At 45.8% G+C, this 16,309-nt stretch carries 15 protein-coding genes, 1 tRNA gene and 1 pseudogene; 16 read left to right on the forward strand and 1 reads right to left on the reverse strand.

Annotated elements, in window-relative coordinates; translation table 11 throughout:
• Positions 1 to 15 precede the first annotated feature (15 nt).
• The 14 genes from QUB14_RS08340 to QUB14_RS08405 all read left to right on the forward strand — a co-directional run bounded on the left by QUB14_RS08340 (position 16) and on the right by QUB14_RS08405 (position 11,392).
• On the forward strand, positions 16 to 894 hold the full coding sequence (locus QUB14_RS08340) for an alpha/beta hydrolase (protein ID WP_333216201.1): 879 nt from the start codon (positions 16 to 18) through the stop codon (positions 892 to 894).
• A 5-nt stretch (positions 895 to 899) separates the two neighbouring features.
• Positions 900 to 2,516: a diguanylate cyclase domain-containing protein gene (locus QUB14_RS08345; RefSeq protein ID WP_333297146.1), complete on the forward strand. Its 1,617-nt coding sequence runs from the start codon at positions 900 to 902 to the stop codon at positions 2,514 to 2,516.
• A gap of 246 nt (positions 2,517 to 2,762) precedes the next feature.
• Entirely contained in the window at positions 2,763 to 4,196 is a 1,434-nt protein-coding gene (locus QUB14_RS08350) for a hypothetical protein (protein WP_333216197.1), read from the forward strand.
• A gap of 230 nt (positions 4,197 to 4,426) precedes the next feature.
• Complete coding sequence (locus tag QUB14_RS08355) at positions 4,427 to 4,915, forward strand: hypothetical protein (RefSeq protein WP_333216195.1); 489 nt, start codon at positions 4,427 to 4,429, stop codon at positions 4,913 to 4,915.
• The gene (locus QUB14_RS08360; RefSeq protein WP_333216193.1) at positions 4,912 to 5,424 is read left to right on the forward strand and encodes a hypothetical protein; all 513 of its coding nucleotides are present in this window, start codon (positions 4,912 to 4,914) and stop codon (positions 5,422 to 5,424) included. The genes QUB14_RS08355 and QUB14_RS08360 overlap by 4 nt, the downstream gene beginning before the upstream one ends.
• Positions 5,424 to 5,645 (forward strand): hypothetical protein, encoded by a 222-nt coding sequence (locus QUB14_RS08365; RefSeq protein WP_333216191.1) that lies wholly within the window; start codon positions 5,424 to 5,426, stop codon positions 5,643 to 5,645. The genes QUB14_RS08360 and QUB14_RS08365 overlap by 1 nt, the downstream gene beginning before the upstream one ends.
• Complete coding sequence (locus QUB14_RS08370; protein ID WP_333216189.1) at positions 5,645 to 5,908, forward strand: hypothetical protein; 264 nt, start codon at positions 5,645 to 5,647, stop codon at positions 5,906 to 5,908. Before QUB14_RS08365 ends, QUB14_RS08370 begins: the two co-directional genes overlap by 1 nt.
• On the forward strand, positions 5,899 to 6,438 hold the full coding sequence (locus QUB14_RS08375) for a hypothetical protein (RefSeq protein WP_333216187.1): 540 nt from the start codon (positions 5,899 to 5,901) through the stop codon (positions 6,436 to 6,438). The genes QUB14_RS08370 and QUB14_RS08375 overlap by 10 nt, the downstream gene beginning before the upstream one ends.
• Positions 6,435 to 6,710: a hypothetical protein gene (locus tag QUB14_RS08380; RefSeq protein WP_333216185.1), complete on the forward strand. Its 276-nt coding sequence runs from the start codon at positions 6,435 to 6,437 to the stop codon at positions 6,708 to 6,710. Before QUB14_RS08375 ends, QUB14_RS08380 begins: the two co-directional genes overlap by 4 nt.
• A 250-nt stretch (positions 6,711 to 6,960) precedes the next feature.
• Positions 6,961 to 7,401: a hypothetical protein gene (locus tag QUB14_RS08385; protein ID WP_333216183.1), complete on the forward strand. Its 441-nt coding sequence runs from the start codon at positions 6,961 to 6,963 to the stop codon at positions 7,399 to 7,401.
• Positions 7,402 to 7,534: 133 nt separating this feature from the next.
• Positions 7,535 to 10,273, forward strand: a complete 2,739-nt coding sequence (locus tag QUB14_RS08390) for a DUF3854 domain-containing protein (protein ID WP_333216181.1) — start codon at positions 7,535 to 7,537, stop codon at positions 10,271 to 10,273.
• Positions 10,274 to 10,408: 135 nt separating this feature from the next.
• Entirely contained in the window at positions 10,409 to 10,687 is a 279-nt protein-coding gene (locus tag QUB14_RS08395; protein WP_333216179.1) for a hypothetical protein, read from the forward strand.
• Positions 10,688 to 10,781: 94 nt separating this feature from the next.
• Positions 10,782 to 11,075 carry a hypothetical protein gene (locus QUB14_RS08400; protein ID WP_333216177.1) on the forward strand — a complete coding sequence of 98 codons (294 nt, stop codon included), beginning with the start codon at positions 10,782 to 10,784 and terminating at the stop codon, positions 11,073 to 11,075.
• Between the two features lie 32 nt (positions 11,076 to 11,107).
• Positions 11,108 to 11,392, forward strand: coding sequence for a flagellar alpha dynein (locus tag QUB14_RS08405; protein WP_333216175.1), 285 nt, complete (start codon positions 11,108 to 11,110; stop codon positions 11,390 to 11,392).
• 66 nt (positions 11,393 to 11,458) lie between these two features.
• Here the strand turns inward: QUB14_RS08405 and QUB14_RS08410 are convergent.
• Positions 11,459 to 11,531 (reverse strand) — tRNA-Arg (locus QUB14_RS08410).
• A gap of 368 nt (positions 11,532 to 11,899) precedes the next feature.
• Between QUB14_RS08410 and QUB14_RS08415 the strand changes: the two are divergent.
• A pseudogene (locus QUB14_RS08415) lies at positions 11,900 to 14,767 on the forward strand (ATP-binding protein).
• Positions 14,760 to 16,196 (forward strand): response regulator, encoded by a 1,437-nt coding sequence (locus QUB14_RS08420; RefSeq protein ID WP_333216173.1) that lies wholly within the window; start codon positions 14,760 to 14,762, stop codon positions 16,194 to 16,196. The pseudogene QUB14_RS08415 and the gene QUB14_RS08420 overlap by 8 nt, the downstream one beginning before the upstream one ends.
• The last annotated feature ends 113 nt before the right edge of the window (positions 16,197 to 16,309 follow it).

Raw genomic sequence — 16,309 nt, forward strand, 5'->3', positions numbered from 1 at the left:
CTATCACTATTTGGGATGAGCAATCCTCATAAAAGCGCGCAAAAGTCTTATAATCAATTTAATCCTCGTGTCGAGCAAATGACTCAAAAAATTTTACGGCGGAATAATATAAAAGTGTTTGGACAAGGCACCCAGACGATGATGTTTGCTCATGGATTTGGGTGCGATCAAAATATGTGGCGTTTCGTAACACCGGCCTTCGAGAAGGACTACAAAATCATCCTATTTGATTATGTAGGTTCTGGACAGTCTGATATTAGTGCCTACAGTTATGAACGGTACAGCGACCTCAATGGCTATGTTCAGGATGTCCTCGATATCTGTGAAGAATTGGCGTTGACGGATGTGATTTTTGTCGGTCATTCTGTCAGCAGTATGATCGGCCTTCTGTCCTCAATTCAAGCTCCTAATTACTTTAATCGCCTGATTTTAGTAGGGCCTTCACCCTGCTACATCAATGATTTACCAAATTATTACGGAGGGTTTGAGCGCAAAGATATTGAGGATCTCCTCGATATCATGGATAAAAATTACATTGGTTGGGCAAGCTTTCTGGCGCCAATGGTGATGCAGAATCAGGATCGTCCTGAGTTAAGTGAGGAACTTGAGGCAAGTTTTTGCTCCACCGATCCGGTGGTTGCAAGTCGCTTTGCCGAGGTGACTTTTTACTCTGACAATCGCAGTGATTTACCGAATGCCTCAGTACCTGCACTGATATTGCAATGTAGTGAGGACATGGTAGCTCCCACCGAGGTAGGGCATTATCTCCACCGCCACCTGCCTAAAAGTACGCTACGGCTGATGAAAGCTACGGGACATTGCCCGCACCTGAGTCATCCAGAAGAGACCATCGACCTGATTAAGGAGTATTTGAGTGAACCTCATACTACCTGATTTGTATGGCAAATATGACCTACCAGATAGACGAGCTACTCAACACGTCACCCTGTGGATTCCTCTCGTTTGCTGACGATGGTACGATCCTAATGGTCAACGCCACCTTACTGCAATTACTCGGATACGAAACCGATGAACTGCGGGAACGGAAAATGGACTTTATTCTGCCAATGGCCAGCCGGATTTTTTTTCAAACCCATTTCTTCCCCCTATTGAAGCTTGAGGGTAAAGTAGAGGAAATTTACTTCTCATTAAGGTCAAAGCAGGGTAGTGATATACCTATGCTGATCAACGCTGTGCGTCGGGAGAAGGAAGGAAGCTCCGTCAACGATTGCATCTTGCTCTGTATCCGCCAGCGTATCGTGTACGAAAGTGAAATTATTAAAGCAAAAAAAGCAGCAGATGCAGCTATTATCGCCCAAAAGCAAGCGGAAATAGCTCTGCGGAAACAGTACGACAAGGCGATATTACTTCAAGAAATTACTCTACACATTCGTCAATCTCTTGATTTGTCTACAATTTTTGAGATTGCTTCGCAGGAGATTCGCCTGTTTCTTGAAGCCGAGCGCGTCGGCATATTTAAGTTCGCTCCTGACAGTAAATTTGGATATGGTGAGTTTGTTTCAGAATCCGTAGGCGAAGGATGTAAATTGGTAAGCAGAAATCAATTTAACGACCCGTGTGCTGGTGAACAATATCCTGATTCATATCAAGAAGGGAGAATGCAGGTAGTTCAAGATCTCAATAAGATTGACCTTCAACACTGTTACCGCGCTCTTTGGAAACAATTTCCGGTTCGGGCTAATTTAGTTGCGCCGTTGCTCAATGGACAAGATTTGTGGGGGTTGTTATGTATTCATCAATGTTCTGCTCCTCGGCAATGGGAAGAATTTGAAGTTGACCTTGTTAAACAGATTGCTAATCAGTTAGCGATCGCCATTAAACAAGCGGATATTTTTCAGAAGTTGCAGAAGGAATTGGCAGAAAGGCAGCAGGCCCAAGCGCGAATGAGAGAAATTAATCAACAACTTGCACTCTCTAACGAAGAACTAGCCCGCGCTACTCACCTCTTAGAACAAGTGGTCAATATTGATGGATTAACTCAAATTGCTAATCGCCGCTGTTTTAATGACCGCTTAGAGCATGAATGGCAGCGGCTATACCGGGAACAAAAACCTCTTTCTCTTTTGTTGTTTGATGTGGATTATTTCAAACGTTATAATGATTGCTACGGTCATCTAATGGGGGATGATTGTCTGTTCAAACTTGCTCAGACTGTGCAAGAGGTAGTGTACCGTCCGGCGGATTTGGTGGCGCGTTACGGCGGAGAAGAATTTGCCATCATTTTGCCTAATACTGATCTTGAAGGAGCGAGTTCGGTGGCCCAACGGATTCACGCTGCTATTAAAGCTTTACATATTCCTCACAAAACCTCTGATGTGAGTGATGTAGTTACTATTAGTATGGGTATCGCCAACTTGATTCCGATTTCGGAACTATCATCGGCTGACTTGATTGCGATCGCCGATCGTTCACTATACCGTGCCAAGCAACAGGGGCGCAATCAGTCTGCGATATGCGAGTACAGTGGCGATTCGATTTTTGATACTGACGCTTAAATCACAATAATTGAGACCGAGGACAAAAATTTGTCCTCGGTCTCAAAGTCAGTCATTCAATAAATTTCAATGAGCACGGAGGGATTTGAATCAAAGCCTCGCTCTTGAATTACGATTTTCCGTCGTTCTAGCCATTTTTTGCACCCACTCTGAAAGTCCTGTTTTTGATTTGAGCGAACACTGAGCGACTTGCTGTAGGCTGAGTGCATCACTCAAACTCAGCACTATCAGAGTAGGGAGCGAAAGATGAGCGAAAAATCAAATCCAGTCACAGCGAGTACCAGCGCAGACTACCTTGTCGGTTACGAGCGGATTCTAGACTACTTCCAACAAGCACAGAAAGAATGCCCCAAGGGCGTAGGGCTAAAAAGAGACAGGAAAGCCAGCGGTGGTTACATAACGTTGCAATTCAAGTTAGGTGACAAGCGGGTCAACAAAACTTGTGGGTGCTACCTGACGATGCAAGGTATCACTGATGCTCTGAGGAAAGCTCATCTAGTTGCTAGCGCTTTACAATCCTTCTCTAGCGAGAGTCGATTTTTAGTCTGGTATGATGATGTTATTTTGGATAAAAACGTTATCAAAAATGATTTGATAACGTTTGGTGAGGCGATAGCAAAAGTAGAGAAAGAATACTGGGAAGGACGCACTAAACGCCGTCAACAGCGTGACAGGAACAATGCTAGCCATCAAAGCTCCTGGGGATGTGTTTACGGACAATATTTTAAACTGTTACCAAAAGAGGCAATTATAAACTCAGCGGATATTTTGGCTATCATTCACGTTAAGAAGCAAGGGACTAAATGCTTTAAGAATTGCTTGTGTGCGATGAAAAAACTAGCTGAGACTATTGGCGATACTGAGTTGTTGTGTAGACTTAAAGAGATTGACGGTACACAGACAGAATTCCGGGAAGACCTTCAAACCTTATCAGTCGATGATTTTCTAAAGCTTCGCATTCAGGTTCTCAGTGTCTCAGATGATAAGCGATACCATCTGGAATCGCGCAAACGGTGGCTGTGGGTGTTTTCAATGCAGATGGTGTATGGGTTTCGGGTTCACGAAGTGTTTGCTATTCAGAACATTGACAAACCTTTTAAAACAAAGGATGGCGTTATTATCCCGGCACTGATTGAGCCAAGCAACATAAAGATGATTGCTGTAGTTGGTGACAAGACATTACTCGACACGACGACTAAAACTGGCTACCGACTGTGTGTGCCGATGCTTCCCCCTACTCATCCTGACTTAATAGAATGTTTAGAAATTAAGTCAGGTAAATTGCCTGAAATTGGTACGCTATCAAGTAATCCGAAAACAATTGCTGGACTGTATAGTGACCGCGCCCAAAATATTTTAAGAAGATGGAATAAAGGTTTTACCCAAACCCACGCTTTACGCCATCTAGCTAATCTCAGCGGTCAAATGGCTGGGATGTCTCAAGAAACAAGAGCTAAAAGTTTGGGGCATTCACCACAGATGAATGAAACTGTTTACAAGCGTCGCGCTAACACTGAGACAACAATTGATTTGTTAACTCAGTCTACGAAGGAAGCTATTCCTTTGGGTAGTGCAATTGGGGTTCTTAAACAGTTAGGAAGTGACGGGAAAAGTATCAAACTGCTAGCTGCTATTTACGGCATTACACCCCACGAAGTGATGGAGTTGCTTGCCGAATAATTTGAAACAAAACTTTACAGTCTCTGTGTTGACAAGGAACTGTAAGTCTGCAATCGTGAGTAACTAAGGAAGATTGATGCGCGGTTGACGAGCACTTGCAATGCTAGCCAAACCACGACTTCCCCAAACGTTTTCGACCAACGCTTGGAGCCTATAAATTATGCCACTTTCAGCCGAGTGTCCTAACGGACGATCGCAACTCTTAATGATTGAGTTGACGGGGTTTTGCCATGACTAAACCCACCGTCAGCTACCGTCGCATTGACCAATTAAAGGCGATCGCTTTCGCTTCTGGATTCACTAATGAAGACGCCAGACAGTTCGGCAAGCTTTCAAAAACTGCTACGTGGGAAGCACTGCTGGAACTGTACCTGGTTGAGGGTGAAACGCTAGACCAGTTATCAGACACGGCGCTAGACAATGTAGACAGTGTAGACGACGCTGTAGACATGACATCTGACTTGCTTCGTGTAGACGATTCCGTAGACACTGTAGACACCCTTGATTGGACTAACGACGGCTCGTTCCCTGTGTGTGGCTTCACCCGCCAGAATTCCACCAGTTTCTTAGACTGGGTTGATTTTGGGCAACTCATTGCCGTCTTGCTCGCATCGGCGGGAGTTTTTGTGCTGGCAATGTCTATGTGGCGACAAATCAACCCCTTGAATTTATTTCCCTCCCCAGTTCGCATCAACATTCAAATTGGGACAAAATTATGAGCTTACAACTACGCCTATTCGGTGGCGGTCAGTCCGACACTGGCAAAATTTCGGCTAGCAACGACGGCAACCACGCGATCAACAAATCAAAAGTTTTGGCCCCCACTGACGCTGCCGTCATCACTCCCACAAATCCCGGCAATTTTGGATCAATCCGATCGGTGCCGGTTGTCCCGGAGCCTCGCTATTTCTCAAAAGATGAAGCAGATGCGATAAAGGACTTAAAAAAGGAAAAAGTCGAGGGTGCTCGAATTTCCAAGCGCGCTTATAAAGACCTAGGGAAGATTGAAGCAGCCGACGCAACTGTGCACAAAGCCCACAGGAAATATGAGGGTGAGGTGGCAGACAACGAGCTTAAAAAGGTTCGAGGTAACGCTTCATTGGCTAAAAAACTGCACGGTCTAACACCGGGATATGCTCGGCTCGGACTTGGTATCGATAAAGCTGAGAATGATGCACGGACTCGGATTGATGCAATCAAAGCCAAGCTCACCGGAGGCGCAAGCTAATGGAATATATGTGGATTGCCGGCAACAAAAAAGAAGTGAATAAATTGGTAGAAGCCTTAAGAGCCAATGGTTTCACGTTCGAGCTTACCCACTATGCGGAAATAAGCAATTCTCCCTTTGGTAGCAACCGATACTCTTATACCCTGAAGAATTTTCGTCCCCCCGCCGTAGCTACTCCCCAACCTCGACCGTGGGATGCCGTGTTAGGAGGCAAAAAATAATGAAAGCGATGTATCTGGCAAATTACTTCGTTGCCGGGTGCGTCGCTTTCTCCCTTTTGGGGTGGATAGCGAGTCTGCATCCAATGGCAATGAAAGCCGTTTTATTCCTGTTAGCAGCAATTGCGATTGCTTGGGGTTTGAGTTGGTTACTTGACTACTCCCTGAGTAAATTACTCAAGATTTCAGTGGCTGATTTACAGGCAGTTTTAATCGGCGGTTTGGCGATGCTGCTGATTGGTTTGGGGGTGTTTCTATGCAGCTAAAACTGTTTGTCTTGAGTGCGTCCTCTGTCGTGCTGTGGTTGGTTCCACTGGCAGCACTAGACAAAACGCTAGACACTCACAAAGCGGTGCAAGGTGTCAGCTTGTGTTCTGCAATTGCCTGTGCAGTGTCGGCGGGTAACATCGCCCGCAAACTGTCAGAGCAGGGTGAGATTGAGGCAATTAAAGAGCGAGCAATCACCGCCGATGTGATCGATGAAATCAGTACGTCTGCCTACGTTTCACAGCAACAAAGACAGCAGGAAGCTGAGCTTATCCTGACTTCCCCAGGCGTTGATGTGGAAGCTAGCCGTCAAGCGCTGGAAGCTATATACAGTAGCGACTTACAGGAAACCGCTTCCGCTTCCGACTCTCCCGATTACCCTATATATTTGGAAGTTTGTAAGTCAATGGAAGCGGGTAAGTCTGTGACTTGGATTGTTGAAAATGTCCTCAAAATGGGAGGGCGCAAATTCTCAGAAGGCAAAGTGAAACTGCAAAATTTACTCGATCAGTTTGAGGGGGAGAAATGACAACAAATCAAATACCGACACAAGCTGCGATGCGACTGACTGGAACTAACGCGGAACTAAAGCTCTGCTTAAGCGCTTTGTTGGATAAAGGGTTCACATGGAAAAGCAACGGCAGGTATTACCCGCAACGAGGGGAGGGCAACAAGTACGCTTACTACCTCGATGACCTGCAATTGCCTCAGCTCGGGGTAGCAGTCCCGCCAACACCAACACCAGGGGAACCACAACCTCGACCGTGGGATGCGGTTCTGGGTGGTCAGGGCGATCGGTAATTCACCTCTAAAGTTTTTGGCGCAACCCTAGGGCTGCGCCAAAAACTTTAGTGCTGAAACCAGTACAGAGCAAGGGTTTTAGACCTTGGTTTTTAATCACCTGTAAAACTCCTTTAGCCAAACCGCCAAACCTATATCCTGTGTGAGTTCTAGCTCTAAAATATTTTCTACAACCCTAGGGCTGCAGAAAATACTTTAGAGGTGAATCCCTAACTCTTCACAAGAGCAACTCAAAGTAAAATTGGTTCTCATGAACAAGTGGTTGATTCGCAATGTAAAACCATCAACTAAAAATATGGCTCCGCAAGCGGCAGCCAAACTTGTTCGCATGATCGAATCTCGGACGCGGGGGGCAAAGACTCGGCAAGAAGCAGAAGAGAGAATCCAAAAGCTTCTTGCGGAAACTCTTAACGGGTTGCGAGGACGAGGGATGTCTACCGAGCGCGCCCTCGAACGAGTCGCAATAATAGGAGCTTTCGCCCTCACCTGGATTGACCTTACTTTTGCCCTGCTGCTAGCTTCCTTTAGTCCCGCAATCCTTCTGTTAGTTTGTCTAGCATCAACACTAGACGAAAACCTAGTGCCTGAGCGGCGAGACTTTACCTTTGAAGAGATAAAGCAAAGTCTCCTAGACCGACATTGGCCGCCACAGAGACAGCGTTGTGATTTCGTAGCTGCGTCCGCTTACTAAAGTTTGCGGAACGGTTCCACCTGTCTAGTTCCAAGTTTTCAAACTGTAAACGCCAAAAAACCGCTGCCAGCAATTGGAACCTGTCGTCAGCGGTCTTTGGCAATCATGCTCGCCCAGGTGGCGAGCAACAATAATGAACACATCATATCCCACCGGGTTAAATTCTGCATTTCAAAATTTCAATCCTTTTATCCCGAAACACTTGGCTGAATGGGTTGAAGGCTCAGCCGTATCGGAAGCGATCGCCTCTCTCAACATCGAATCGCTGACGGCAAAAGAACTCAACGAACGCATCCGTCCAAAAGAACCCATCAAAACAGGGGGTTGGTGGTGTCGAGGTGTCTTGTGGCGTACCGGTGAACGGGCCGGCAACTGGTACGGACAAGGTAAGCCAGACAAGGCACATCATCCTGAAGGTTCCAAAGAGCGGAAATATCTCACAGGCAGCGGCATGGAACCCGATGCAATCTTCCTAGCAATGCCTGATAAAGATTATTGGGCGAAAGTTCACGCTGATAAATCAATTCCTCGCCATTGGACAGAGGGAGCTAAGAAAGCCGGCGCGGGTCTAAGTCTTGACCTAGCTGTTATCGCACTTACGGGTGTTTGGAATTGGGGCAAAGACGGGGAACTAGCGCACTTTGTGAAGGAGTGGGTACAGCCCGACACCATCCACTACATAAACTTTGACTCCGACTATGCGGCCAACCCATCTTGCCGGGAAGCCATTTTGAGGTTTGGCCGCTTACTGGAACAGGAGGGCTGTGAGGTATACGTAACGGTTTGGGATACCAAGTTTAAAGGGATGGATGATTTTATCAAAGCTAACGGTGGCGACGCCTTCAAAGAGGCTATAGCGAGCGCGCCAACTCTAGCCAAGTGGGAGAAGCAGCTTAAGAAAGGCGATCGCAAAATTGACGCTTCCAACCCTAATATTTCTTTAACTCCTCACCCGCGCACGCGAGAAGAAGTAGTATGCCAGAAGTATGACAGTAGTGCGAACGACTACATCCCAAATACAGCGCCGAGTCCAGAGCAAAACTACGTGCAGAAGGCTGTCGAGGCGCTGTATTCTGGCGCGCCTTGGGCATCGATTGGCGGTCGGCTTTTTGAGTTTTGCGGGACGCATTACGAGTTGCGATCGGAGGCTGCGGAGAAGCGGCGCATCCTTGATTGGTTGAGCACCTATTCTGAATTTGTGAATGGGAAATATCGCTGCAATCGTGCTAATTCTGCCAGCGTCAACGAGGTGTGGAATTACATCGTTCTAGCTAGGGCGATAGATCCGAATGCTATCAACCCTGATGGTTTGAATTGCTCTAATGGGGTGTTGAAAATTAACGCTGATGGGTCGCACACTTTAATGCCTCATGACCCAAAAAATGTTTACACATTTGTGGGTTGCAAGTATGACCCTGGTATTGATCCGGCAGACTGCGATCGTCTTTTAGAATGTCTCGATCCGGCATCGCGTGAAATATTCTTGCGAACTACTACTGCTGGACTCAACTTGCCACTGGTGCGGAGAAAACTGGGCCGAGGAGTGAAAGCTTTGTTATTAGATGGTGACGGGCTTAACGGCAAGGATACGCTGCGAGTCGCGACGGAGACTGTGTTTGGGCGGGGAATGACTGGGCTAACACTTGCTGATTTTAAGGCTTACGACATGGGTCGCAAGTTTACTCTGGCAGGATTGGAAGGAAGCATTTGTAATTGGGCTTCCGAGAATGCACCCAACATCAGCCTCGACTCGATCCAAAGTCTTAAGCAATGCGTTACTGGTGACTTGATCCAAGTTGAGCGCAAGGGCAAAGATAGTTACGAGTACAAACCGACGGCTATATGTTTGTTCAACTGCAACAAACTACCGTCTATTACCGGGGGAAATGCTGCCATAGACGATCGTTATGGGGTCTTGAAATTTACAAAGACTTACAAGCGTAACGCTGATGCTTCCCAAGGAGAACTAGAGGCTGACCCACGTTTTAAGGAGGATCTAGATTTTGTCCGCGAGCGGGTTGCGCCGGCACTTCTCAATAAAATGCTGGAGCGGATGCCAAAGTTGCTGACTGAGGGGATTGATTACACTGCGACCCGCGAGGCGATGCGAAAAGCTCAGGAGGAAAGCCGGCACTTGTGGCAGTTTGCCCGCGAGGTTGGCTTGGAGGTTCAGTCTGGCGGTCGCGTCTGGGTTAAAGATTTGTGGGAGCAATTGCAAGCTTGGTATGAGGATGCAGGGATTCTAGAGAGAGACACTAGCGGTGCTAAGGAGAAGCTGATTTGGAATGAACTTTCCAACAAGTATGACGCTCCTGTAAAAGCTATAAACCAGTTGGGGTCAAGGTTTAGCGAGATTTTTCCTAAACTCCAAGTGTGTCGCCATAACGAACGAGACGAGATGGAACGGAAAGGGCAAAGATATTTGCTTGGCGTCGGATTTGTACACACCTCACCACAAACTGCAAAAACTGCGTCACCATCGTCTCCAGTAGATACAGCAAGGAAAACTGCGTCACCAAAAAATACTGGTGACGCAGTTGGTGACGCAGTTGGTGACGCACAAACCCTTATTCAGGGCGGTGGAGACGATGGTGACGCAATTTCCTCACCTTTTATGAAAGTGTGCAATTTACTCCCTCAACTTACCGATAGCGAGCGGCGGAAGTTGGCAGAAATGCTAACTCGGCCTAAGAGCGTAACTGCCAAGAAAGGTCTCCGAGTCCGTTACGTCGGGGCAAAGTACGCTGAACAGTTAGCGGGCCTAGAGTTGGTGGTGGATGCAATCGACAAATACAGGCAGATTACTTGTGTAAAGCCCGACGGAAGTTTTACCACATGGCTTGACCCCAAAGACTTGGAAGTCGCCGACTGACAACTGATGACTGATGACTGAATCCCATCCCCCTTAACTGGGGGATTTTCGTGTCTACAAGTTCTGTAGACAATATGTTGACACTGTAGACAGTTGTCAGCTATTGTAGACAAAATCTGTATACAGGTGTCTACAATGAGTCAAAGTCAAGTCGTATCGTTCAGGGCTTCCGGTCACTTCCTGAACTGGATAGAAGCTCAAAGACTAGAGGGGGAGTCGGTAAGTCAAGCTGCACAACGCATTCTCAAGGAACTTTCAGGCACGTCTACGGCGGTGGCTACAGAGAGTGACACAAGCCTCGTGTCTACAGTGGCCGCCGAAAGTGTAGACATACTGATATCCGATCGTATTGCCCCACTAATTCAACGAATAGCCGCCATTGAAGAACGTCTGGAACAACTCGGTGTTAACTAACTAGACAGGTACTAGACAGATGCTAGAATCTAACTAAACAACCACTAGACATAGCGCTAGACAAAGCTAGACAAATACTAGACAGGTACTAGACATGACAGACAGAGTACAGCTTAATTTGAGATTGGATGGCAAGCGGGAATTGCTCGAAACCATTAAAGATGTCGCAGCAGCAGAGGGCTTGAGCGTCAACGCTTGGGTAGTACGAACTTTAGAGCAAGCGGCCAACCAGGCAATATCAGCGCCGCCAAACCAACCTCAAACACAAGTGTCCGAAATTTCGGACATCGAACCAGTGCTAGACAAATTGCTAGACAGTAAGCTAGACACTCTGCTAGCGGCTAAATTAGCAGGGATTGAAGAACGCTTGGGAAAATTGAGTGCCTGAGTGATGGCAACGATGAATCACTCAGGCAGGAATTGAAAGCGGCCAACAAGCAGCTTGCAGAATGGGACGCGGAACTAAATCAGTTACACGAGCGGAATGGTGAGTTAGGTTTGGAAGTTCAGAATTTGAAGGAAGAGCTCAAGGAAGTGCAGCGCGATCGGGAAGCAAATAAAAAATCGGCTCCGACCGTGGCAGTATTTCCAGAGCCAGCCGACTTACTCAACCAGTTGAAAGCGCAGCGCAAAAAGTCCGGCGCAAACTTGGCAGATATGGAGGTGGTTTTGGAGATACTTGGAACAGATGGGAGCGAAATTTGAGCGGAAAATAGGACTATCGGTAATACAATTAACCTGAAACCCTTACTCCGCAAAAGACATAGAAAGTGAGCACGGAGGGATTTGAACCCCCGACCCTCAGGACCGGAACCTGATGCTCTATCCACTGAGCTACGTGCCCTCGACTGTTTACAGTATAACACGTCTTGCGGAAAATGGCGAGTGCCGATCGCAAATTTCCTGACCAGCCTCCAAACCGCTTGACCCCTGCGGGTTCAACTCGCCCGCGCGATCGAATACCAGGCTGTTCTCGAACCCAGAGACTGCAACTTTTACCTAAATGGTAACAATAATACGACAATGGATAAAATAATAGATTTTAATCGAGTAAACATTAGGTGCACATTCGATCGGGATCGAGCATCTACCACAGCTAAAATAGCCCGCATCAATTCCCCCTACCTAAGCGGCAGTAAATAAATGGTGCTGCTATTAAGACCGGTGGTGCAAATACGGTTCTAGACTAAGTTCACCAAACCTCTCAATCTTATGGTTTCTAAACTTTTAGACAAATTACCGCTGCGAACTGTTCTCATATTTCCCTTTGTACTGCAAATCGTGGGAGCCGTGGGACTCGTAGGATATCTGTCTTTTAGAAACGGACAAAAAGCAGTTAATAACCTTGCCAGTCAGTTAATGAGCGAGGTGAGTTTGCGTGTCGAGCAAAACCTGCAAGTTTACCTGACAACTCCCCATCTAATCAATCAAACCAAGCTGGATGCTGTCAAGCTCGGCTTGTTAAAGATGGAGAACTTATCAGCTTGGGAGAAATATCTTTGGCGACAAGTACAATTATATCCCTATATCAATTTTACCTCGGTTGGCAACGAGAAGGGAGATTATAGATCCGGTGAACAACTTTCTAACGGCTCCCGCACGATGAATGTGATAGAAAAATCTACTGGGTTAAATTTTTATTCTTACAACACGAACGAGCGAGGCGAGCGCACTACAGTTGCCACCGTTGTCAAAAAGTTTGATAATCGGCAAAATACTGCGTATAAAAGTGCCATAAAAGCCGGCAAACTTACTTGGAGTTCGGTTTATGTTTCCTTGCTAGAGCCGACCTTAATTATCAGCGCTCTCCAACCAGTATACAGCGAAAAAAATCAGCTACAAGGAGTCTTATTTACTGCCTTGCGTCTCGACCATCTTGGGAGATTTCTCCACAGTCTCAAAGTTGGAAAATCCGGTCAAACATTTATTATAGATCGCCAGGGTACTTTGTTAGCAACTTCCACAACAGAAAAACCGTTTCGCACTGAAGGTAATGAAAGACAATTGTTTAAAGTGGAAGAAAGTAGCAACCCTTTTACTCGCTCTACAGCTAAATATTTAACTGCACAGTATCAAAAATTCGACCTAATTAAAAAATCGGAGTTATTGAGCTTTGAAATAAATGACAAGCGACAATTTTTAAAAGTCCTGCCGTTCCAAGACGGCAAAGGTTTAGACTGGCTGATTGTCGTAGTTGTTCCCGAAGCAGATTTCACCGCAGAAATCGATGCCAATACTCGCACAGCGGTTTTGCTTTGTTTCGCAGCTTTAGGAGTAGCGGTGGCGATCGGCATTCTGACTTCTCGGTGGGTAACAAACCCTATTTTGCGCTTAAATGCAGCAGCAAAAAATATTGCTAAAGGTGAATGGGACACAACCGTAGAAAGTGAACGCTCCGACGAATTGGGGGAATTAGCCAAGTCATTTAACAGCATGGCTCAACAACTGCAACAATCTTTTGAAACTTTAGAAAACCGAGTGCAAGAGCGCACGGCAGAATTGGCTGTAGCTAAAGACAAAGCAGAGGTAGCGAATCAAGCTAAAAGCACATTTCTTGCTAACATGAGCCACGAATTGCGATCGCCTCTCAATGCAATTCTGGGCTTTTCCCAACTGATGACTCGCAGCCGAACTCTATCCCCAGAACATCAAGAAAACATTAGCATAATTAGCAGCAGCGGAGAGCACCTGCTCACCCTGATTAATAACGTGCTGGATTTATCTAAAATTGAATCCGGGCGTACCACCCTCAATCCCAAAAAATTTGACCTCTATCGCCTGCTAAACGACTTGGAAGATATGTTTGAACTCAAAGCAGATGACAAGCAGTTGCAGTTAGTTTTTGACCGGAGTCCCGACGTGCCGCAATATGTAGAAGCCGACGACGTAAAGTTGCGACAAATCTTAATTAATCTGCTCAACAACTCTCTTAAATTTACCCATGAGGGGAGTGTAGCCGTCAGAGTTAGCAAGCAGTCATTAGATAGAAATCAGCAGGTAGAAGGGGGAAAATTTGCTCACCCAGAACTATCACAAAATACAGAAATTCCAGCAAGTTATGGTCTTAACATATCTCAATTCAGTCACTCGAAAAACCCGATAATTGCCACGCCAAATGACGATTCAGCGTCTGCCTTTTCCTTCTTCCTTCATTTTGAAGTCTAAGATACTGGTTCCGGTATTGCTACCAATGAATTAGACGCTATTTTTGAACCTTTCGTGCAAACCAAGACAGGGAAAGATTCGCAAGAAGGTACAGGCTTGGGATTGCCAATCAGCCGCAAATTTGTGGAATTAATGGGCGGCAAAATGAGCGTCTCTTCTGCTGTGGGAAAGGGAACTAATTTTAAGTTTTACATTCAAGTTATTGCGGTCAATGCGGCTGATATTGAAAGCCCCAAACCCAGCCGGAATGTTATTGCACTGGTTCCCAACCAACACACCTATCGAATTTTGATAGTAGACGATAAACCGCTCAACCGCCAACTGTTAATTAAAATCCTCTATCCTCTGGGTTTTGAACTAAAAGAAGCTACTAACGGTCAAGAAGCTATTGAGATTTGGAATAGTTGGGAACCGCATCTAATTTGGATGGACATGAGAATGCCTGTGATGGACGGCTACGAAGCTACGCAATACATTAAAGGTACTATTAAAGGTCAAGCTACTGCGATTATTGCGCTGACAGCGAGCGTTTTGGAGGAAGAACGGGCAGTTATTTTATCGGCGGGTTGCGATGCTTTTATGAGGAAGCCTTTCCGGGAAGCCGATATTTTTGATGCTATGCACAAACATATCGGAGTGCGCTATATTTATGAAGATCCGGGTCAAACTAATTTATCGGCAATCAAAGATGGCGATCGCGCAATGACGGCGGCTGATTTCGTGAAATTGCCTGAGTCGCTGGTATCAGATTTAAAGCTGGCTATACTAAATGCAGATACGGATGTAATTGATAGCTCGATCGAGCAAATTCGATTAAAGGATGCAGTAACGGCTGGTGCGATCGCCAATTGTATAGAAAATTTCGAGTACGACAAAATTTTAAAGTTAATATCTCAAGCAATATCACATGAATAACGACCTTGCTAGCACCGATCGCGGTAATATTTTAGTAGTTGACGACACCCCAGCTAATTTGCGACTGCTAGCCGGAATTTTGAATGGCAAGGGCTATAAAGTCCGCCCCGTACCTAGCGGTGAGTTAGCGCTTTCTGCGGCCAAAGGTATGCCTCCAGATTTGATTTTGCTGGATATTATGATGCCCGAAATGAATGGGTATGAAGTCTGCGAAAAAATCAAAGCTGATGAACGCACTCGCGACATTCCGGTGATTTTTATTAGCGCGATTAATGACGTACTAGATAAGGTCAAAGCCTTTGCGGTGGGCGGCGTAGATTATATTACCAAGCCCTTTCAGGTGGAAGAGGTTCTAGTTAGGGTAGAAACCCATTTAGCAATGTGCCAGTTGCAAAAAAAACTCCAACAGAAAAACAATGAACTTACAGTTACTTTAGACCAACTGCAAGCTACTCAGAATCAATTAGTGCAATCAGAAAAAATGGCGGCATTAGGGCAACTGATTGCGGGCATTGCTCACGAAATTAATACGCCCTTGGGCGCGATTCGGTCGTCAATTGGAAATATTACCAGCTTTTTGGATAACAATCTCGAAAGTTTGCCAGTTTTTTTTAAAGAACTGTCAGCAGAACGCGAGCACGATTTCTTGCGTTTGATGTACAGTTCCAGCCAACAAACTTACTCTTTATCTACGCGAGAAAAACGGGGATTGAAAAAAACCGTGAAGCAGCAACTAGAGTCGGAAGAAATTGACAATGCTGACAGCCTTGCTAGCATTTTAGTCAATATCGGATTGCAGGGAAATTTGCAAGAATTCTTGCCGTTGCTCAAAGACCCGGACTGCGAAAATATTATAAAAACAGCCTACGACTTTGCTAGCATCCACCGAAGCGCCCGAACCATCGCTACCGCTACTGAACGCGCTGCCAAAGTCGTCTTTGCCCTGAAAAATTATGCGCGTTACGATGTAAATGGGGAAAAAATACAGGGGAAGATTACGGATGGAATTGAAACTGTATTAACTCTTTATCAAAACCAAATCAAGCAGGGTGTGGAAGTGGTCAGAAATTATCAAGATCAATTGCCTGTGGTACTGTGTTATCCCGACGAACTCAATCAAGTTTGGACAAATTTAATTCACAATGCCTTACAAGCGATGGACAATCAAGGAACTTTAACAATTGACGCGGTACAACAAGATACCAGCGTCTTGGTAAAAATTACTGACAGCGGTAAGGGGATTCAACCGGAGATTATTCCCAAAATTTTTCAGCCTTTTTTTACTACTAAACCTGCGGGAGAAGGCAGCGGGTTGGGATTGGATATTGTCAAAAAAATAATTGAAAAACATCAGGGTAAAATTGATGTGGAGTCAGCACCCGGTAATACAGTATTTACAGTTTCTTTGCCGATTAATTTAACTGAGTAGGTAAAGCGTCGCAGACTGAAGGCGGGGGCTAAAAATTTGCAGTCTACCCGCGCGGAATGTAGAATTTGGAAAATGGTGTGCTTACCCATCGGGCTTCACCCTCCCAAACTAAA

Origin of the sequence: Microcoleus sp. B3-D2 (assembly GCF_036705345.1) — a bacterium.
Lineage (GTDB): Bacteria > Cyanobacteriota > Cyanobacteriia > Cyanobacteriales > Microcoleaceae > Microcoleus.

Excerpts from the sequence above, each read along its gene's own strand:
- QUB14_RS08340 (WP_333216201.1), top strand. The coding sequence starts at position 16 with ATGAGCAATCCTCATAAAAGCGCGCAAAAGTCTTATAATCAATTTAAT.
- QUB14_RS08345 (WP_333297146.1), top strand. The coding sequence starts at position 900 with ATGGCAAATATGACCTACCAGATAGACGAGCTACTCAACACGTCACCC.
- QUB14_RS08350 (WP_333216197.1), top strand. The coding sequence starts at position 2,763 with ATGAGCGAAAAATCAAATCCAGTCACAGCGAGTACCAGCGCAGACTAC.
- QUB14_RS08355 (WP_333216195.1), top strand. The coding sequence starts at position 4,427 with ATGACTAAACCCACCGTCAGCTACCGTCGCATTGACCAATTAAAGGCG.
- QUB14_RS08360 (WP_333216193.1), top strand. The coding sequence starts at position 4,912 with ATGAGCTTACAACTACGCCTATTCGGTGGCGGTCAGTCCGACACTGGC.
- QUB14_RS08365 (WP_333216191.1), top strand. The coding sequence starts at position 5,424 with ATGGAATATATGTGGATTGCCGGCAACAAAAAAGAAGTGAATAAATTG.
- QUB14_RS08370 (WP_333216189.1), top strand. The coding sequence starts at position 5,645 with ATGAAAGCGATGTATCTGGCAAATTACTTCGTTGCCGGGTGCGTCGCT.
- QUB14_RS08375 (WP_333216187.1), top strand. The coding sequence starts at position 5,899 with ATGCAGCTAAAACTGTTTGTCTTGAGTGCGTCCTCTGTCGTGCTGTGG.
- QUB14_RS08380 (WP_333216185.1), top strand. The coding sequence starts at position 6,435 with ATGACAACAAATCAAATACCGACACAAGCTGCGATGCGACTGACTGGA.
- QUB14_RS08385 (WP_333216183.1), top strand. The coding sequence starts at position 6,961 with ATGAACAAGTGGTTGATTCGCAATGTAAAACCATCAACTAAAAATATG.
- QUB14_RS08390 (WP_333216181.1), top strand. The coding sequence starts at position 7,535 with ATGAACACATCATATCCCACCGGGTTAAATTCTGCATTTCAAAATTTC.
- QUB14_RS08395 (WP_333216179.1), top strand. The coding sequence starts at position 10,409 with ATGAGTCAAAGTCAAGTCGTATCGTTCAGGGCTTCCGGTCACTTCCTG.
- QUB14_RS08400 (WP_333216177.1), top strand. The coding sequence starts at position 10,782 with ATGACAGACAGAGTACAGCTTAATTTGAGATTGGATGGCAAGCGGGAA.
- QUB14_RS08420 (WP_333216173.1), top strand. The coding sequence starts at position 14,760 with ATGAATAACGACCTTGCTAGCACCGATCGCGGTAATATTTTAGTAGTT.